Here is a 17,635-nt window from a genome sequence, read left to right as displayed (position 1 = left end):
GTTCCTTGCCGTCGGCTGTTTTTTCGGATGATTAATGAATTATTAACCGATCAGCCGAGGAACCATGGTGGATACTCCTGTAACAACGAGCGATTTCAGTAATAAGCTTCTTGGAATTCTAGATCATATTGAATACCGCCGCATGGAAAGCAGCGAGGACATGATCGAGGTGGAGCGCCTGCGCTACAAGGCTTACAAGGCCCATGACGTGCTGGCACTGGCTCCGAAGGGACTGTTGGACGCGACCGATTTCGACAGTCACGCGCATGTCTTCGGTATTTATTATTACGGCGAGTTGGTCAGCACGATACGGCTCCATTATGTTACACCTGAGCATCGCGTCAGCCAGTCCGCGGGTGCCTTTCCGTGGGCGATGGACGCGCTGCTCGATGCCGGGCTGACACTGATCGATCCGGCGCGGTTTGCCGCCGATCCTGATCTGACGGCCGATCTGCCTTGGATTCCCTATCTGACGTTGAGACCCAGTATCGTCGCGGCCGCATACTTCCGCGCGGACCGCGTCCTTCAGTTCTGCCGGCCTCCGCATGCCGCATTCTACAAGCGGGTCTTCTATGCCGATACGATCGTGCCCGGTCAGCTGGCAAAGAACTACGGAATCGACATGACGTTGATGGCAACGAACGTGATTGAAGTGGGGCGCAAGCTGCTGACGCGCTATCCGTTCTTTATCTCCAGCGCCAGCGAACAGCGCATGATGTTCTCGCGCATTCCGGAGGACACGCTGCCGCCCCTCACGATCATCCCCACAGCTCGCTTCGTGCCGAACGGTCAGCTTGGGACGGATCTCCCCCTCTGATCTGCGATGCATCGCGAAATGGAGAGTGTCGCACTAACTGCGGCATTCTCCTGCATTGCGCTTTTCCCAGGCTTTGTGTAATGCCTGACAAGGGAATTTCCAGGCGCAAGCCTTGGGAAATAATGGCATTCGTGGCCGCGTCTCAAACCGGCCAGGCATTTTGAGGGAGACGATATTCATGGCTGAGCATCACACCGGACCTGCAGAAGTCGGCGCGCCGATGGACTATAAGGAACACGAGCAGACCTACCTCATGTTCCTTGCCGCTGCTAAGTACGGCACGCTGTTTCTCGTCGCTCTCCTGCTTGGCATGACGGCTGGCTTCTTCACCGGTGCTGGCTTCCTCGGCGGCCTCGTTGTCCTGCTAATCGTCTTCATCGCCGGCCTCGTTCTGCTGCGTTAAGCGCGGCGCGGGGAGGGCGCTTTTCCAAGCTTTGACTGAATGTTCGGGCTGAGCAGGGGGACCTGCGGCAGGCTGGCTGACCCGGAGGAGGGGCGGTTGGGCAATATTGTTTTTGTGGCGAAGGAAACCACGGGGGATGAGACGCGCGTCGCTGCGTCCGTCGAGACCGTAAAGAAGATGATTGGGCTCGGTCTCGACGTCGTCGTCGAGTCCGGAGCGGGCACCAAGTCGAAAGTTCCGGATGCGGAATTCGAAGCGGTCGGCGCGCGGATTGGCTCGATCGGTGCGGCGGCGACCGCGGATGTGGTATTGAAGGTCCGTCGTCCGACGGACGAGGAGATCGGCGGCTACAAGGGGGGCGCGGTCGTCATCGCGGTCATGGATCCCTACGGCAATGACGAAGCGATCGCCGCCATGGCCAAGGCCGGGCTCTCCAGTTTCGCTATGGAGTTGATGCCGCGCATCACCCGAGCGCAGTCCATGGACGTTCTTTCCTCGCAGGCAAACCTCGCAGGCTATCAGGCGGTCATCGAAGCGGCTGCGGTTTATGACCGTGCCATGCCGATGATGATGACGGCGGCCGGCACCGTTCCCGCGGCCAAGGTCTTTGTCATGGGCGCTGGTGTTGCCGGCTTGCAGGCTATCGCCACGGCGCGCCGTCTCGGCGCCGCGGTGTCGGCGACCGACGTTCGCCCCGCGGCCAAGGAGCAGGTTGCCTCTCTGGGCGCCAAGTTCATCGCCGTCGAAGACGAAGAGTTCAAGGCGGCCGAAACGGCCGGCGGCTATGCCAAGGAAATGTCCAAGGAATACCAGGCGAAGCAGGCCGCCCTTGTGGCCGATCATATCGCCAAGCAGGACATCGTCATCACCACGGCCCTGATCCCGGGGCGTCCGGCTCCGAAGCTGGTCTCGCGTGAGATGCTGAAATCGATGAAGCCGGGTGCGGTTGCGGTCGACCTTGCCGTCGAGCGCGGCGGCAATATCGAAGGCGTCAAGCCGAACAAGGTCGCCGACGTCGACGGCGTGCGCGTCATCGGCTTTTCGAATATGGCCGGCAGGATCGCTGCCAGCGCCTCCCAGCTCTACGCCAAGAACCTCGTCACCTTCCTTGAGACCATGGTCAACAAGGAAACGAAGTCGGTCACGCTCAATCTCGAGGACGAACTGATCAAGGCGACGATGCTGACACATGCAGGCAATGTCGTGCACCCGGCGTTCGGCGCAAAGAAGGGGGATAACTGATGGCCAGTGAAGCAATGGACAAGGCGCTGGAGCAGTTGAACCAGGCCGTGAATGCCGTGGCGGCCGCGGCCGCCCATGCTCCAGAGGCGGCAAGTGCTGCAACCGGCGGTGCGATCGATCCCTTCGTGTTTCAGTTCGCGATCTTTGTGCTGGCGATCTTCGTCGGCTATTACGTCGTCTGGTCGGTGACGCCGGCGCTGCATACGCCGCTGATGGCGGTGACCAATGCGATCTCGTCAGTAATCGTTGTCGGTGCGCTTTTGGCGGTCGGCATTTCGACCAGCGGGCTTGCGACCGGCTTTGGCTTCATCGCCCTGGTCCTCGTCTCCGTGAACATCTTTGGCGGCTTCCTTGTCACCCAGCGCATGCTGGCGATGTACAAGAAGAAGGACAAGTGAGGACCGCATGAACAGTATCGCAGCCTTTCTCTATCTTGTTTCCGGCGTGCTTTTCATCCTGGCATTGCGCGGTCTTTCCCATCCGGCCACCAGCCGCAAGGGCAATCTTTACGGCATGACCGGCATGGGGATCGCGATCCTCACCACGTTGACGCTGGCGACACCCTCGTTCGGCGGGCTGGTGCTGATCGTCTTAGGTCTCGCCATCGGTGGCGGCGCGGGCGCCTATATCGCCCGCGTGATCCCGATGACCTCGATGCCGCAGCTGGTTGCAGGGTTCCACTCGCTGGTCGGCCTTGCCGCCGTGCTTGTGGCGGCCTCGGCGCTCTATACGCCGTCATCCTTCGGCATCGGCAATATCGGCGGCATTCACACCGAGGCGCGGATCGAAATGGCGCTCGGCGTTGCGATCGGCGCGCTGACCTTCACCGGCTCGATCATCGCTTTCCTGAAGCTCGACGGGCGCATGTCCGGCAAGCCGATCCTGCTGCCCTTCCGTCACCTGATCAACATCGCCCTGCTGGTGTTGATCGTGCTCTTCATCATCGGCCTCGCCGCAACGGAAAGTCATTTCGATTTCTGGGCGGTCGTCGCGCTGTCACTGGCACTCGGCGTACTGCTGATCGTGCCCATCGGCGGCGCCGACATGCCTGTCGTCGTGTCGATGCTCAATTCCTATTCGGGATGGGCGGCCGCCGGCATCGGCTTCACGCTTGGCAATCTGGCGCTGATCATCACCGGCGCGCTGGTCGGTTCGTCCGGTGCGATCCTCTCCTACATCATGTGCAAGGGCATGAACCGCTCCTTCGTTTCCGTCATCCTCGGCGGCTTCGGCGGCGAGACGGTCGCGGGCGGCGCGGATAATTCCGACAAGACGGTCAAGCTCGGTTCGGCCGAGGATGCCGCCTACCTGATGGCAAATGCCTCGAAGGTCATCATCGTGCCGGGTTACGGCATGGCGGTGGCGCAGGCGCAGCATGCGCTGCGCGAAATGGCCGACAATCTCAAGAAGAACGGCGTCGAGGTGAAATACGCGATCCATCCGGTCGCGGGCCGTATGCCGGGTCACATGAACGTGCTGCTTGCTGAAGCGAACGTGCCCTATGACGAGGTCTTCGAGCTTGAGGACATCAACTCGGAGTTCGCGCAGGCTGACGTCGCCTATGTCATCGGCGCCAACGACGTCACCAATCCGGCGGCGCGCGATGACAAGACCTCGCCGATCTACGGGATGCCGATCCTCGATGTCGACAAGGCCAAGACCTGCCTCTTCGTCAAGCGCTCGCTCGGCTCCGGTTACGCCGGTATCGACAATACGCTGTTCTACAAGGACGGTACGATGATGCTGCTCGGAGATGCCAAGAAGGTCACCGAAGAAATCAACAAGGCGATCGGCCACTGAAGCGTCGCCAGCATGCTTGATCTCGATTAAACTACAAGGGCGCGGACTTGGACCGCGCCCATTGTTTTGCACGGTGATGTCATGTCCCTCGAAACGCTGCTCCTCTACGTTCCCGCCTGTTTTGCGCTGAACATGGCGTTTGGTCCGAACAACCTGCTCTCGGTGACGATCGGTGCGCGCGCAGGAATGGGCATGGCAATTGCAGCCTCCGCCGGGCGCATCGTCGCCTTTGCGATCATGATCGCCATCACGGCCTTCGGTCTCGGCGCCCTCCTGATGGCTTCAGGCGTGGCCTTCTCGATCGTGAAGTGGCTGGGTGTCGCTTATCTGCTCTGGATTGGTTTCAAGCTGTTCCGCGCGAAGGTGGATGTGTCGGAACTGGCGGCTGCCCATCACCCTTCAACGTTCAGGGCGTATGTGCGGCAGGAGTTTCTTGTTGCGTCGAGCAACCCCAAGGCGATCCTGATCTTCACGGCTTTCTTGCCGCAGTTCGTCGAACGCAATGCCTACTGGCAGAGTTTCTTCACGCTCGGAGCAATCTTCCTGGTCTTGGAGGTCGGGGCGATCAGCATTTATGCCTTCGTCGGCTCGCGACTGCGTGGCGTCATGCGCAATGCCTGGGCGGTTCGCCTTGTCAATCGGATCAGCGGCTCGATGATGATGTTGTTCGGCGGCGCTCTTGCGCTGACGCATCGTTCCGCTTGACACGGAAAGGAGAGAGGCGGGTGCCTCTCTCCTCTTCGGCGCGACCTGAGATCAGGTGGCGGCCGGCGCCAGCGTCAGTTTCTCCACGCCGAGCGCGAGATTCAGGCCTTCCTGAGCCTGAACGTTCAACGGCTGGAGCATGAAGGATTGGTTGGTGCCGCCGGCAATGACCTTGGCACCAGCGCCGGCGCCGAAGCTTGCATCGACCCCTACGCCGTAATACTCACCGGCCAGCGCGTAATCGGGAATGTCGGTTCCGGTCTTGGCCAGAACCTGCCAGATCATCACAGTCTTGCCGGTCTGGCCGACATCCAATCCGAATTTCTGGATCGTTCCGGCATAGACGACCTTCGGGCCACCCTCCGCCGGCGTAAAGGTGCAGAGCAGGCTCTTCTGCGAGGTGACGATCAGTCCCTGACCACCCTGCGATCCGCAGACGAGCTGGCCGAGGGTGATGTAGTTTGCGGCACTTGCCGGGTTTGCGATGGCGGCTACTGCGGCAGCCGCCGCGGCAATCATCGTTTCCCTGAACATGGACTTCTCCTTTCGAGTAGCCTGTCGGAAACGAAGGTCCAGTGTTAATTGTTCCGTGCGTTATGCACGCTCGAGGTTGCGACGAGGAGCCGTCAACGCCCAGTAAAAGCCTTCTGGCGGGAAGTCGATTTCCACGGTCCCACCAAAAGCGGCGGCGGCGTGATTCTTGATGATGGTCGTCCCAAAGCCGGAATTCTCGGGAGCGCGCGCTACCGGACCGTCACGCTCCTCCCACGTGAAGACAACAAGAGGTTCGTTGCGCTCTTCGTTCTGGGCATCCCGCCAGCTCAGCCGAACGCGGCCATGCGGCACGGAAAGGGCACCGTACTTTACCGAGTTCGTGGCAAGTTCATGCAGGACGAGACCGAGATTTTGCACCACGTCGGGTTTGAGGACAAAATCCTTGCCAGATATCTCGGTCTGCTCGGCAGCCTGCGGAAAGCCCTTGAAGTGGATGTCGATCACGCGGCGCAGCGATGCGCCGGCCCATTGCTCGCTGGTGAGCAGGTCGATCGACCGGGACAGGCCTTCGAGGCGATCGACAACCGCTGCCTGGTATGCCTCCACGCTGTCCGCGCGCTTGGCGACTTGGCGCATCATCGCCTGCACCAGGGTCAGCAGGTTCTTGGTGCGGTGCACGAGTTCGTTCATCACGAAGTGCAGGCGGTCTTCCGTCTGACTCCGGTCGAAAGAAGCGTTGGAGAGCGCGACCGCAACTTGGTTCGCTTCGATGACGCTGGTCTCGATGGGGGCCACGATGTGGCCTTCGCCCATCCGAATGGCCATGTCGGCGATTGAGCGGATCGTCGTGCGCACCTGACGCGCAACGATATAGGCGGCCAGGATCGCGACAAGCATCAGCGCCAGGCCGCCGATGATCAGAAAGCGCCATGTCGTCAGGATAGAAGACTGCGCCGTGGCGACGGGGCCCCATATCACGGTCTTCCAGGACCAACCCGGAATCTGCGCATAGCCGAGCATCGCGTTCGGCAATACCTGCTTGTTCTCGTAGACGCCGCTGAAATTGACCAGGGAAGGCAGGATGTCTGGATTGAAAGGTTGGCCGAAGCCAATATTCGTGGCGCCGGCGGAAGCCACCACATGCCCACTCTGATCAATGACCGCCGCAGACCAATCGTTCGGCAGGCCTTCGGTGGTGACCAGCTTCGCAAGGTCCCCGGCGTTCTGTGTTATGATCAGCGCCCTGACCTTGCCGGCCTGCATCGGCATGGTGACGTTGTAGACGAACTCGCCGCTAGTTCGTCCCATGAACACATCGGACGCTTCGATTCGGCCGGATTTGATCGCGGCCTCGACGGACGGGAGATTGCCGGCCTTGCCCAGCGGTTCGCCATAGTCCCGACGGGTGTTCAAGAGCTGTTGCCCTGTTTCATCAACTGCGATGACGTAGAGATTGTCTGTACGCAGGGACGTCTCGGTGCGAGCGTGGAAGGAGGCGAAGTCGTTATTCTCCAGTTCCGGCGAGTTCGATAGCAACCTTAAAGTTGTGGCCATGTCCTGAAGCTGGCGATCGATGGAGCGGGCGAGAGCGGTCGCATCCTGGGCCGTTTCACGCCTCAGAGTTGAGCGCTGGTTGTCTTCCAGCTGCGCGAGCAGAAGTGCCACCAGTGCGAAAATCGGCAAGGCCGTCGCAAGTGCCATCGCGATCAGGTAGGTCCCGATCGATGCCTTCGGAAAGAAGCGGAAACGGCCTTTCATGAGCCGGTACCCCGCTGACTTATGCAGCCGAAATCACCGGTTCGCCAACCGTTTACAGGCATGAAAGCAAAAATCTGGACCACCGCAATTGCCTTCAACGCGCCCCCGGCTCTCCTGATAGCCTGCTATCGAAACCCACGGCAATGTTAGGGACAGGTGATGGTGCTTGCAACACACTAAAACATGTCGTCCGGCAATTCGCAAATTTTTGTTCAACCGTGGCGTCAATCGAAGCTTCCGAGGCGGAAGGGAACGAAAAACGGAGGCCGCATCGCTCATAAAAATCTCGTAAGAGGCGAGTGGTTGACAAACGGCGCCAAGCTCACTCGGGAGCGCGCCAGGCACCGCAAGGCCGTTCGGGCCCGATCGCGATGAGGGGGGAGGAAAGGGCCGGGGCGGCGAAAGATCCACGCCGAGCCGCGTGCTGCCGGCACCAGGTGCCGCTGAGCGGCGATGATGTTACCGTCGGCCCGTTTGGCAGGTCGCCTGTAGTGCCTTAGCCGGTGGCCGCGCCGACGCGGGCAAGACCGTCCTTCGCCGGCTGGTACTTCGGGTCGAGCCCGATTGCATGGCGGTAGGAGCGGGCGGCCTTGTCCTTTTCGCCACGACGCTCGTAGACCAGCGCCTGGTTGGCCCAGGATTCGGCGACGTTGCCGTTGAGCTCAATCGCGTGATTGAAGTCGGCAAATGCGTTGTCGTCGTCGTTCAGCGCGATGTAGGAAATGCCGCGGCCGTTATAGGGTTCAGGCGCATTCGGCGAGAGCGAGATCGCCTTCGAGAAGTCGTCGATCGCCTTATCCTGCTGATTGCGCTTCTGATAGATCAGACCGCGATTGTGATAGGCGCGGCCGTCGGTCGTGCCGTTCTGGATCGCCTTGTTGAAGTCGCTGTAGGCGGCATCGTCCTGGCCGGCGGAGCGGTAGACATTGCCACGGCCGATCAGCGCCACGTCGTAGTTCGGGTTGATCTGCAGGGCGCTGTTGTAGTCCTGGATCGCCTGCTGCTGCTGACCCATGTTGCGGTAGACCAGCGCGCGGTTGGCGTAGGCCTGATAGAAGCGTGGGTTGATCTGCAGGGCCTTGTTGAAGTCGTTCAGCGCCGCGCGGAAGTCGCCGCCGCGACCGTAGGCCGAGCCCCGGACGTTGTAGCCTTCCGGATCCTGCGGATTGGCATTGATGACTGAGGTCAGCGAGGCGATGTTTTCCTGCGAACCCTGCGCCTTGTCGATGCGGATGACGGCATCCGAGGTGCTGCCTGTCGTGCAGCCGGCAAGGCCTAGCGCGGTGACGATTGCGAAAACCGGTAGAACGGCGATTTTCGGCGAACGCAGAGAGCGGGTCTTGGTGATGTCAGCCATGCGGGCTCGTTTTCCCCCAGTGCAGCCGGTCCGCTTCAAGGACGGGCAAGCTTCAGCAGCAATAAAAAGGCGGTGGCGAATAGTTCGCCCCCGCCAACATGCATCTGAAAACGTCGAAATAACGACAGCTACGCTTAGCGTGCGACGAGACCTTCGCGCTGTGCCCGCTTGCGAGCCAGCTTGCGAACACGGCGAACGGCTTCGGCCTTTTCGCGAGCGCGCTTCTGCGACGGCTTTTCGTAGTAGTCGCGCATCTTCATTTCGCGGAAAATACCTTCGCGCTGCATCTTCTTCTTGAGAGCGCGGAGAGCCTGATCGACATTGTTATCGCGGACAAGTACCTGCACGAGAATCACGTTCCTTTGGTTTGGTTGATGCCGGCGTCAGCACGGCGCCAGAGGCAAAAAATATACAGTTCGCGCGGCAGCAGCCTTGCGATTGAGGATGCGGATAGCAGAACGGTGGGGCGAAGTCCATATGTTCCGGCGGTTCTTGCCGCAAAAAACGGTTTCTTATCCCAGGGAAGGCGCTTTTATGGGAGCGCGATGGGGCCATTCAGCGTAGCTGGGTGTTTCGGAGTGCTGTCGATCCGCGTTGCGCGAACTGCCCAAAACCCCGATAGCACGCTTCCTTGCCTTGTTTATTTCGTAGTTTGCGCTATATGTAGCTAATCGACTATTGGTTGTGACCTTTGTGAAAGAGCGTCAAGCTCCGTCAGATTTCCTCTCAAAATCGATCTTAGCCTTGTGAATGAACGCATGGCAGTAACGACTATGAAAGGAGATCGTTATGAATTCAGGTACCGTTAAGTGGTTCAACAGCACCAAGGGCTTCGGCTTCATTCAGCCGGATGACGGCAGCACGGACGTTTTCGTCCACATTTCCGCTGTTGAGCGCGCTGGCTTGGGAAGCCTCTCCGATGGACAGAAAATCACCTATGATCTCGTTCGCGACAAGAAGTCTGGCAAGAATTCTGCCGACAACCTGCGCGCAGCCTAATTCTCATTCGGCCCGGCTGACCACGGATGTACTGGCAGCTGAGAGCCTGATGGCGGAGGTCGGGGTCAAACCCGGCCTTTTATGTTTTTGACGCTCAAGACAGTTCGGTGGAACCAAATGGCACGAATGCCAAGATACGCTGTCGGCGACACTATCGTTCTGAAAGACGGTCTCGTTCGCACCGAAGAGGCGCGCAGGACCTGCAAGATCGCGGTAGTTCTACCGTCAGACGGGAGTCGCCCGCAGTATCGGGTCCGGTTCGAGACGGAAAACTTCGATCGGCGGATTCTTGAGAGCGATATCGACATGAACCAGTCGGTATCCCCTACGCCGAGAGTTGACGCCGACGCGGATATCCAGGGCGGATCCTGGTTGAAAACTTCAAGCATCAGGGTACGGAAGTAGCTTCCACTCTGACCAACCGGCAAACAGATTTGCCGCACGAAAGGAAAGAATTTGCAGGTTCTCGTTCGAGATAACAATGTCGACCAGGCACTCCGCGTCCTGAAGAAGAAGATGCAGCGCGAAGGTCTGTTCCGCGAGTTCAAGGCGCGTAGCGCTTATGAAAAGCCGTCCGAGAAGCGTGTTCGCGAAAAGGCGGAAGCGGTTCGCCGTCAGCGCAAGCTGGCGCGCAAGAAGCTGCAGCGCGAAGGTCTCCTTCCGGCTCCGAAGAAGGCAGTCCGTCCGGCTCGCTGAGCTGCCATGAGGCGAGCTCCGTCTAGATAGAGAGACCAGATGACTTCAAAAGACGAACTCTTCAATCCGGCCAAGCTCTCCCCGCGCGACAAGGCGGCTGCCACTGATACGACAGCGAAAGCAATCATCACGGCAGAAGCCGCGGCTCGCGAAAAGAAGACCGAGAAGCTCAGGGCGCTACGCTTGCAGCAAGAAGCCGAAGCACCAACCGCCGCCGCCCCTGCCAAGAAGCGGCGGACTGCGCCCAAGTCGGTTTGATCCTCCCAGCAGCCTCGCGCCAGCGCGCGAGGGCCCTCTCAACCCAATGGGGATACCCATGTGGATCGCTCGAGGCACGCGCGAAATCGCTACTGTGCTGTCACCTGTTGGAGCGCGGGCACCAGTTCGACGACCGGCGGGTTCCACTTTCCTGTCAAGGCTTCGCTCTCCGGTCCGTAGAGGCGCATTGTCAGGTTGAACGGCCCGGCAGGTGCCGGTAGCCAGTTCGCTTCCTTGTCCTCGCCCGGGCTCTTGTTCTGGAAGTAGAGATCAAGAGAACCGTCCGCATTGTAGGCGAAGGGCATCCAGCTGCTGACGGCAAATCGGTTCAGGCTGTTGGCGACTTGAAATCCCTCGGGATCGTAGAGCGTGACGGACCAGAACGCTTTGACCGGTGGCAGGTTCGCCTTGTCGAAGTGGATTTTGTAGCTGTTCGCTCCGTTTAGCGGGTTTCCCTTCTCGTCGCCGAGGTTGAGCGGATAGATCGCGTCCTCTGGCAGGTTTGCGCCCAGCCCGAGCTGCGCGACGATCGCCCGCTTCAAGTAGTAATTGCCGTAGACGCCCATGGTGTCGGTGTTCATCGACCAATTGTTGGCGACGCGGGCAAGCGTCGGAACTTTCCAGTCCATCAGCTTCTGGGCTTTGGCGGGAACCGCTTCCAATGCCTTGGCGACGGTTGGATCGATCTCGGTCTTATCGAAGCTTTTTCCCGGCTCTATGCCGATCCGTTTCATTAGCGCGATGATCGGTTGGTCGGTGATGTGAGGCGGATTATGTTTCATGACCTCGGACGCATAGGCGAAGAAATCCGCCGCGGTCATGCCGTCGACAGTCTTCTTCGGAGGCGTCGTCATATCGATCTTGGGATCGATCGTGACCTTCACCGGTTCTGCCGCCTTCCCCCATTGCGACAGCGGCGTGACCTTGTAGCCTGCCTGGATCTTGTGGACCGTGTCATAGTCGGCCGGCCCATCCGTTTTCGTGCGCCCAATGACCCAGACGAAGGGCGTCGGTGCGTCAATGCGCTGTACGCCGGCCGGCAGGTCCTTGCCGCTCCATCCAGGCGGCACAATCGCGAAATCCGCCTTCGCGGTTCCGGTCGTCCGCCATCCGGGCGAGGCGAATACGTCACTCCACATGTCGAGCATCGGCAGCAGGAAGTAGCGACCGTCGGTATCAGGCGCCGACACGATGACTGGTTCCTTGGTCATGTCGAGCCACGCAACGGAATAGAGCGTGTCAAAGTTCGGTCGGACGACATCTCGAAATTCAGCAGTTGGGAATTCCGGTACATTGGTGAACGCATTGGCCGGTCCACGGCCCATCTTCTTGCCCGCTTCGATATTTGTCGCCTGCGCACGGGTCACATCCATGGTGACTAGCGGATAAAGATAGACGTAGGCATCAACCCCGATGGCCGCGGCTTCTGCCTCGGTTATGGGGTCGGCGGCCATACCAGGCCCGGCAATGCACGCTCCGGTTAAAAATAGACCGGCAGCGAAATTGATAGCACGCAATGTCATTGCAACCCTCCCAACGACCGGCGCAACAATCCTCCTTGTTGAGGCGGTCCGTTCCAATTGATGCAAACCTGGGGTGGTGGCGCGTGTTGAAGATTATTCCCGAGGCTGCACCGGTTCGACTCATGCGAAAGACGTGATTTTCTGGTGCGCGAGGGCGGTCTCGCGCTGACTGAAAATATGCGCTCAGGAATTGTAAATTCAAGTGTTCTAAAATGCATTGAGGGTTGACCACTGTTTGCACGGGTCGGTTTGCGCGGGTCGGAAAGTGACTCAACGTTTTTCAAGTCGGGGTGAGAACGACCCGACGTCTCCTGCTGCATTCTCCCGTCGTGTCAAAACAAAAGCCGGTCCGCGTCGCAAAAGAAACGTTGTGCCGCTTTTGGATTTGCGATTTGTATGGCCGACGAGAAGGGACCTTTCCCCTGAAGGAGATGAAGGCGGATGCGCAGATACTCGGTTTTTGCCGTGGCGAGGGAGGCCCTGAGGGGTCACAAGGGCTGGGAGAAGCAGTGGACTTCGCCGGAACCGCGCGCCGAATACGACGTCATCATCATCGGTGGCGGCGGGCATGGTCTGGGTGCGGCCTATTATCTCGCCAAGGAGCATGGCATCACAAATGTTGCGGTGCTCGAAAAGGGCTGGCTCGGCGGCGGGAACACGGGTCGCAATACGACCATCATCCGCTCGAACTATCTCTATGAAGAGAGCATGCACATCTACGAGCATTCGATGAAGCTCTGGGAGAACCTCTCGCAGGATCTCAACTACAATGTTATGTACTCGCCGCGCGGCGTGATGATGCTATCGCACAATGTGCACGACCAGCAGTCTTTCAAGCGCCACATTCATGCCAACCGCCTCTACGGCATCGACAATGAATGGCTGACGCCGGAGCAGGCGAAGGCTTATTGTCCGCCGCTCGATATCTCAGCCAGCGCCCGCTACCCGATCAACGGTGCCGCCCTCCAACGTCGCGGCGGCACGGCGCGTCACGATGCTGTGGCCTGGGGCTACGCGCGTGCGGCGTCCGATCGCGGCGTCCACATCATCCAGAACTGCGAAGTCACCGGCATCCGACGCGGCCCTGATGGTCGCGTTACCGGTGTCGAGACATCACGTGGCTTCATCGGCGCCAAGAAGGTCGGCGTTTCGGCCGCAGGTCACACGACCACGGTCATGAAGATGGCCGATGTGCGCGTGCCGCTGCAATCGAGCCCGCTGCAGGCGCTGGTGTCCGAACCGCTGAAGCCGATCTTCCCCTGCGTGGTCATGTCCAACACCGTGCACGCCTATATCTCGCAGTCCGACAAGGGTGAGCTCGTCATCGGCGCCGGCACCGACCAGTACAATTCCTACAGCCAGACCGGCGGCCTGCAGATCATCACGCACACGCTCGATGCCATCTGCGAGCTCTTCCCGATGTTCCGCCGCGTCAAGATGATGCGCCAGTGGGGCGGCATCGTCGACAACACGCCGGACCGTTCGGCGATTCAGTCGAAGACGCCGGTTCCGGGTCTCTACGTCAACTGCGGCTGGGGCACCGGCGGCTTCAAGGCGACGCCGGGCTCGGCCAATCTCTTCGCGCACCTCATCGCCCGCGATGAGGAACACAAGTTCAATGCCGGCCTGACGCTGGACCGCTTCCGCACCGGCCGTCTGATCGACGAAGCCGCCGCCGCCGCCGTCGCGCACTGACACGAGGACATCATGCTTCTTATCTACTGCCCATACTGTCAGGAAGAGCGTTCCGAGCTCGAATTCCGCGGTGCCGGCGATGCCCATATCGCCCGTCCCACCAATATCGCCGACATCTCCGACGAGGCGTTCGAGGAATATTTCTTCCTGCGCGACAACCCGAAGGGGCTGATCTTCGAGCGCTGGCGCCACCAGCACGGATGCGGCCGTTTCTTCAATGCGGCGCGCGATACCATCAGCGACAAGTTCATCAAGACCTACAAGGCAGGCGAGCCGAAGCCCACGATCGGCGAAGCAGCCGTTCCGCATGCTCCCGTCGAGACCTACGAACAGCTCGAAGGAGAGGCACAATGAGCGGCACGAACCGTATTGCAGGCAAGGGTCGCCTGACGCCGGCCAGAACCGCGCGCTTCACCTTCGATGGCAAGAGCTACACGGCGCTCGAAGGCGATACCGTCGCCTCGGCGCTGATCGCCAACAACATCCATCTGGTCGGCCGCTCGTTCAAGTATCACCGTCCGCGGGGCATCCTTTCGGCCGGCGCCGAGGAGCCGAATGCGCTGATCGACGTTGCGCGCGACAGCGCCCGCAAACAGCCGAACGTGCGTGCCACCGTGCAGGAAGTCTTCGACGGTATGATCGTCGAATCGCAGAACCGTTTCCCATCGCTCTCCTTCGATATCGGTGGCATCAACAATCTGATGTCCCCGTTTTTCGCGGCGGGCTTCTACTACAAGACATTCATGTGGCCGAAGGCGGCCTGGAAGCACCTCTACGAGCCGATGATCCGTCGTGCGGCGGGCCTCGGCGTTGCGCCGAAGGAAGCCGATCCCGATCACTATGCCGGCCGTTATGCGCATTGCGACGTGCTCGTCGTCGGTGCCGGGATCGCCGGTCTTTCGGCGGCACTGGCGGCGGCGCAATCCGGTGCCAAGGTGATCCTCTGCGACGAGCAGGCGGATGTCGGCGGCGCGCTGCGCTACGACAGCGGCGTCAAGATCGACGGCCTTTCCGGTTATGAGTGGGCGCAGAAGACGGTCGCCACGCTGAAGGCAATGGACAATGTGCAGGTTCTGACCCGCACCACTGCTTTCGGTTACTACAACCACAATTTCGTCGGTCTCGCCGAGCGCGTGACCGACCATGTCGCGAACCCTGGCCGCCACCTGCCGCGCGAGCGTCTGTGGCAGCTGCGCGCCAAGCGCGTCATCCTCGCCAACGGCGCGATCGAGCGCCACATGGTGTTCCCGAACAACGATCGTCCGGGCATCATGCTGGCATCGGCTGCGCGCATGTATCTCAACCAGTATGGCGTCGCCGTCGGCCAGAAGGTCGGCGTTTATACGGCGCACGACTCGGCCTATGAGGCCGCCTTCGACCTGAAACGATCAGGCGTCGAGATCGCCGCGATCGTCGATTGCAGGCAGACGCCGGGTGCGGCCGTTCTGGCGGAAGCCCGTTCGCTCGGCATCGATGTTCTCACCGGTCAGTCCGTGGTCAATACGTCAGGCAAGCTCCGCATCTCGTCGATGACCGTTGCCCGCAATGGCGGCGGCTCGCCGCGCAAGATCGCGGTCGACGCGCTGCTGGTCTCGGCCGGTTGGACGCCTTCGGTGCACCTGTTCTCGCAGTCGCGCGGCAAGGTGGCGTTCGAGCCCGAGACGCAGCGCTTCCTGCCCGGCACGTACGCGCAGGATTGCCTTTCTGTCGGCGCCTGCAACGGCACGGACGATCTGCAGCAGACGATCGAGGAATCGCTGGCGGCCGGCGAGCTGATGGCGCAGGCAGTTGGGAAGCCCTCCGGCGGCAAGATCAGCATCACGGCTGAGCAAGCCCATCAGTGGACGGGCGGCATGATTGGCGCTGCTGAAGGCGCAGGTCCCGAGACCAGCGCCAAGGCGTTCATCGATTTCCAGCACGACGTCTGCGCCAAGGACATTCGCCTTGCCGTGCGCGAGGGGATGCACTCGATCGAGCATATCAAGCGCTTCACGACGAACGGCATGGCCTCCGACCAGGGCAAGCTCTCCAACATGCACGGCCTGGCGATCGCCGCCGAGATGCTGGGCAAGGAAATCCCGCAGGTCGGTCTCACCACCTTCCGCGCGCCGTACACGCCTGTCACCTACGGCACGCTGATCGCGCATTCGCGCGGCGATCTGTTCGATCCGGCGCGCAAGACGCCGCTGCACCAGTGGGAAGAGGCCCATGGCGCGGTGTTCGAGGATGTCGGCAACTGGAAGCGTGCGTGGTTCTATCCGCGCGCCGGCGAGACGATGCACCAGGCGGTCGCCCGCGAATGCAAGACGGCGCGCGATGTCGCCGGTGTGTTCGATGCCTCGACGCTCGGCAAGATCGAGATCGTCGGCCCCGATGCCGCCGATTTCATGAACCTCATGTACACCAACGCCTGGGACACGCTGAAGCCAGGCAAGTGCCGCTACGGCATCATGACGCGCGAGGACGGGTTCGTTTATGACGACGGCGTTGTCGGGCGTCTGGCCGACGATCGCTTCCACGTGACGACGACGACGGGCGGCGCGCCGCGCGTTCTCCACCACATGGAAGACTATCTGCAGACAGAGTTCCCGCATCTGAAGGTGTGGCTGACCTCGGTGACGGAACAGTGGGCCGTCATCGCTGTACAGGGTCCGAAGGCGCGCGAGATCATCGCCCCGCTGGTCGAAGGCATCGATATCTCCAACGAGGCCTTCCCGCATATGAGCGTTGCCGAGTGCACGGTCATGGGCGTGCCGGCGCGGCTGTTCCGCGTGTCGTTCACCGGTGAAACCGGCTTCGAAATCAACGTGCCGGCCGACTATGGCCAGTCCGTTCTGGAAGCCGTGTGGGCCAATGCAGAGCCGCTCGGCGCGTGCGTCTACGGCACCGAGACGATGCACGTTCTTCGCGCCGAGAAGGGTTACATCATCGTCGGCCAGGACACGGATGGCACCGTCACGCCTGACGATGCTGGTCTTTCCTGGGCGGTCTCGAAGAAGAAGACTGACTTCGTCGGCATTCGTGGGCTGAAGCGCCCGGATCTGGTGAAGGCAGGCCGCAAGCAGTTGGTCGGCCTCGTCACCAAGGATCCGAAGCTGGTGCTGGAAGAAGGCGCGCAGATCGTCGCCAATCCGAACGAGCCGAAGCCGATGACGATGCTTGGCCATGTGACCTCGTCCTACTGGTCGGAAAATCTCGGCAGGTCGATCGCCTTCGCGCTGGTCGCCGATGGCCGCAAGCGGATGGGCGAGACACTTTATGTGCCTATGCCCGACAAGACGATCGCCGTCGAGGTGACTGACATGGTGTTCTTTGACAAGGAAGGAGGCCGCATCAATGGCTGATACGGCAGTTCGCAAGTCGGTGCTCTCAGGTCGTCATGGCGGCTCGGCGACGGTACGGCTGACGGCAGCGCCGGCCGCCACCCGCATCGCGCTCCGTGCGCCCGCCGGATCCCTCAAGGCTCTGTCCTCCGCTCTTGGGGTCACGGTTCCGTCTTCGCCGAAGACCTCCGGCCGCAAGGGTGGCCGTGCCGCCCTCTGGCTCGGGCCGGATGAATGGCTCGTTATCGATGAGTCCGGTGCAGACCTGATGGGCGCGCTCACGAAGGCGGACGTGCTGCATTCGGCAACTGATGTCTCGCACCGCAACGTCGCGATCATCGTCTCCGGTCCCGGGGCCGAGGCGACGATCTCCGCGGGTTGCCCGCAGGATCTGTCGCTTGATGCCTTCCCGGTCGGCGCCTGCTCGCGCACGATTTTCGGCAAGGCCGAGATCGTGCTCTTCCGCACCGAGGACGATACGTTCCGTGTCGAGTGCTGGCGTTCGTTCGCCGATTTCGTATTCGGCCTGCTGGCCGAGGGTGCCGAAGACGCCGCGCATTAAGC

18 protein-coding genes are annotated in these 17,635 nt (G+C 60.8%); 13 read left to right on the top strand and 5 right to left on the bottom strand.

Annotated features, from left to right (window positions below):
* The first annotated feature begins 64 nt into the window (after window positions 1-64).
* From AF71_RS17895 to AF71_RS17870, 6 genes are all read left to right on the top strand, one after another.
* Complete coding sequence (locus AF71_RS17895) at window positions 65-817, top strand: hypothetical protein (protein WP_025658921.1); 753 nt, start codon at window positions 65-67, stop codon at window positions 815-817.
* Window positions 818-995: 178 nt separating this feature from the next.
* On the top strand, window positions 996-1,220 hold the full coding sequence (locus tag AF71_RS17890) for an aa3-type cytochrome c oxidase subunit IV (RefSeq protein WP_018856578.1): 225 nt from the start codon (window positions 996-998) through the stop codon (window positions 1,218-1,220).
* A gap of 96 nt (window positions 1,221-1,316) precedes the next feature.
* Window positions 1,317-2,462: a Re/Si-specific NAD(P)(+) transhydrogenase subunit alpha gene (locus AF71_RS17885; RefSeq protein ID WP_018856579.1), complete on the top strand. Its 1,146-nt coding sequence runs from the start codon at window positions 1,317-1,319 to the stop codon at window positions 2,460-2,462.
* Window positions 2,462-2,860 carry a proton-translocating transhydrogenase family protein gene (locus AF71_RS17880; RefSeq protein WP_018856580.1) on the top strand — a complete coding sequence of 133 codons (399 nt, stop codon included), beginning with the start codon at window positions 2,462-2,464 and terminating at the stop codon, window positions 2,858-2,860. The genes AF71_RS17885 and AF71_RS17880 overlap by 1 nt, the downstream gene beginning before the upstream one ends.
* A gap of 7 nt (window positions 2,861-2,867) precedes the next feature.
* Window positions 2,868-4,262: an NAD(P)(+) transhydrogenase (Re/Si-specific) subunit beta gene (locus AF71_RS17875; RefSeq protein WP_018856581.1), complete on the top strand. Its 1,395-nt coding sequence runs from the start codon at window positions 2,868-2,870 to the stop codon at window positions 4,260-4,262.
* Window positions 4,263-4,343: 81 nt separating this feature from the next.
* The gene (locus AF71_RS17870) at window positions 4,344-4,967 is read left to right on the top strand and encodes a LysE family translocator (protein WP_018856582.1); all 624 of its coding nucleotides are present in this window, start codon (window positions 4,344-4,346) and stop codon (window positions 4,965-4,967) included.
* 51 nt (window positions 4,968-5,018) lie between these two features.
* On the opposite strand, the gene AF71_RS17865 is transcribed toward AF71_RS17870, so the two are convergent.
* The 4 genes from AF71_RS17865 to rpsU (AF71_RS17850) all read right to left on the bottom strand — a co-directional run bounded on the left by AF71_RS17865 (window position 5,019) and on the right by rpsU (AF71_RS17850) (window position 8,924).
* The gene (locus AF71_RS17865) at window positions 5,019-5,501 is read right to left on the bottom strand and encodes a DUF992 domain-containing protein (protein ID WP_169682343.1); all 483 of its coding nucleotides are present in this window, start codon (window positions 5,499-5,501) and stop codon (window positions 5,019-5,021) included.
* Window positions 5,502-5,561: 60 nt separating this feature from the next.
* Complete coding sequence (locus AF71_RS17860; protein ID WP_018856584.1) at window positions 5,562-7,220, bottom strand: sensor histidine kinase; 1,659 nt, start codon at window positions 7,218-7,220, stop codon at window positions 5,562-5,564.
* A 496-nt stretch (window positions 7,221-7,716) separates the two neighbouring features.
* Window positions 7,717-8,577 carry a tetratricopeptide repeat protein gene (locus AF71_RS17855; RefSeq protein WP_169682342.1) on the bottom strand — a complete coding sequence of 287 codons (861 nt, stop codon included), beginning with the start codon at window positions 8,575-8,577 and terminating at the stop codon, window positions 7,717-7,719.
* Window positions 8,578-8,711: 134 nt separating this feature from the next.
* Window positions 8,712-8,924 (bottom strand): 30S ribosomal protein S21, encoded by a 213-nt coding sequence (rpsU, locus tag AF71_RS17850; protein ID WP_003585885.1) that lies wholly within the window; start codon window positions 8,922-8,924, stop codon window positions 8,712-8,714.
* A 442-nt stretch (window positions 8,925-9,366) separates the two neighbouring features.
* Between rpsU (AF71_RS17850) and AF71_RS17845 the strand changes: the two genes are divergently transcribed.
* From AF71_RS17845 to AF71_RS17835, 3 genes are all read left to right on the top strand, one after another.
* Window positions 9,367-9,576, top strand: coding sequence for a cold-shock protein (locus AF71_RS17845; protein WP_018856586.1), 210 nt, complete (start codon window positions 9,367-9,369; stop codon window positions 9,574-9,576).
* 456 nt (window positions 9,577-10,032) lie between these two features.
* On the top strand, window positions 10,033-10,272 hold the full coding sequence (gene rpsU / locus AF71_RS17840; protein ID WP_007527643.1) for a 30S ribosomal protein S21: 240 nt from the start codon (window positions 10,033-10,035) through the stop codon (window positions 10,270-10,272).
* Window positions 10,273-10,311: 39 nt separating this feature from the next.
* Window positions 10,312-10,530, top strand: a complete 219-nt coding sequence (locus tag AF71_RS17835; protein ID WP_018856588.1) for a hypothetical protein — start codon at window positions 10,312-10,314, stop codon at window positions 10,528-10,530.
* An 89-nt stretch (window positions 10,531-10,619) separates the two neighbouring features.
* On the opposite strand, the gene AF71_RS17830 is transcribed toward AF71_RS17835, so the two are convergent.
* Window positions 10,620-11,984 (bottom strand): DUF1254 domain-containing protein, encoded by a 1,365-nt coding sequence (locus AF71_RS17830; protein WP_169682357.1) that lies wholly within the window; start codon window positions 11,982-11,984, stop codon window positions 10,620-10,622.
* Window positions 11,985-12,494: 510 nt separating this feature from the next.
* Here AF71_RS17830 and AF71_RS17825 point away from each other — a divergent pair.
* From AF71_RS17825 to AF71_RS17810, 4 genes are read left to right on the top strand one after another with little or no spacing between them, the layout of a single operon-like run.
* Entirely contained in the window at window positions 12,495-13,748 is a 1,254-nt protein-coding gene (locus tag AF71_RS17825) for a sarcosine oxidase subunit beta family protein (protein WP_018856590.1), read from the top strand.
* 12 nt (window positions 13,749-13,760) lie between these two features.
* Window positions 13,761-14,102, top strand: coding sequence for a sarcosine oxidase subunit delta (locus tag AF71_RS17820; protein ID WP_018856591.1), 342 nt, complete (start codon window positions 13,761-13,763; stop codon window positions 14,100-14,102).
* Window positions 14,099-17,092, top strand: coding sequence for a sarcosine oxidase subunit alpha (locus tag AF71_RS17815; protein WP_018856592.1), 2,994 nt, complete (start codon window positions 14,099-14,101; stop codon window positions 17,090-17,092). Before AF71_RS17820 ends, AF71_RS17815 begins: the two co-directional genes overlap by 4 nt.
* Window positions 17,085-17,633 carry a sarcosine oxidase subunit gamma gene (locus tag AF71_RS17810; RefSeq protein ID WP_018856593.1) on the top strand — a complete coding sequence of 183 codons (549 nt, stop codon included), beginning with the start codon at window positions 17,085-17,087 and terminating at the stop codon, window positions 17,631-17,633. The genes AF71_RS17815 and AF71_RS17810 overlap by 8 nt, the downstream gene beginning before the upstream one ends.
* Window positions 17,634-17,635 lie beyond the last annotated feature (2 nt).

Origin of the sequence: Rhizobium sp. 57MFTsu3.2 (assembly GCF_012932765.1) — a bacterium.
Taxonomy (GTDB): domain Bacteria; phylum Pseudomonadota; class Alphaproteobacteria; order Rhizobiales; family Rhizobiaceae; genus Rhizobium; species Rhizobium altiplani.
Note: the sequence above shows the minus strand (reverse complement) of the source record. Positions and strands in the feature narration are given on the sequence as shown.

Bases quoted from the DNA above. Each gene is read 5' to 3' on its own strand.
- AF71_RS17895 (WP_025658921.1), top strand. From the start codon at position 65: ATGGTGGATACTCCTGTAACAACGAGCGATTTCAGTAATAAGCTTCTT.
- AF71_RS17890 (WP_018856578.1), top strand. From the start codon at position 996: ATGGCTGAGCATCACACCGGACCTGCAGAAGTCGGCGCGCCGATGGAC.
- AF71_RS17880 (WP_018856580.1), top strand. From the start codon at position 2,462: ATGGCCAGTGAAGCAATGGACAAGGCGCTGGAGCAGTTGAACCAGGCC.
- AF71_RS17875 (WP_018856581.1), top strand. From the start codon at position 2,868: ATGAACAGTATCGCAGCCTTTCTCTATCTTGTTTCCGGCGTGCTTTTC.
- AF71_RS17870 (WP_018856582.1), top strand. From the start codon at position 4,344: ATGTCCCTCGAAACGCTGCTCCTCTACGTTCCCGCCTGTTTTGCGCTG.
- AF71_RS17865 (WP_169682343.1), bottom strand. From the start codon at position 5,501: ATGTTCAGGGAAACGATGATTGCCGCGGCGGCTGCCGCAGTAGCCGCC.
- AF71_RS17860 (WP_018856584.1), bottom strand. From the start codon at position 7,220: ATGAAAGGCCGTTTCCGCTTCTTTCCGAAGGCATCGATCGGGACCTAC.
- AF71_RS17855 (WP_169682342.1), bottom strand. From the start codon at position 8,577: ATGGCTGACATCACCAAGACCCGCTCTCTGCGTTCGCCGAAAATCGCC.
- AF71_RS17845 (WP_018856586.1), top strand. From the start codon at position 9,367: ATGAATTCAGGTACCGTTAAGTGGTTCAACAGCACCAAGGGCTTCGGC.
- AF71_RS17835 (WP_018856588.1), top strand. From the start codon at position 10,312: ATGACTTCAAAAGACGAACTCTTCAATCCGGCCAAGCTCTCCCCGCGC.
- AF71_RS17830 (WP_169682357.1), bottom strand. From the start codon at position 11,984: ATGGCCGCCGACCCCATAACCGAGGCAGAAGCCGCGGCCATCGGGGTT.
- AF71_RS17825 (WP_018856590.1), top strand. From the start codon at position 12,495: ATGCGCAGATACTCGGTTTTTGCCGTGGCGAGGGAGGCCCTGAGGGGT.
- AF71_RS17820 (WP_018856591.1), top strand. From the start codon at position 13,761: ATGCTTCTTATCTACTGCCCATACTGTCAGGAAGAGCGTTCCGAGCTC.
- AF71_RS17815 (WP_018856592.1), top strand. From the start codon at position 14,099: ATGAGCGGCACGAACCGTATTGCAGGCAAGGGTCGCCTGACGCCGGCC.
- AF71_RS17810 (WP_018856593.1), top strand. From the start codon at position 17,085: ATGGCTGATACGGCAGTTCGCAAGTCGGTGCTCTCAGGTCGTCATGGC.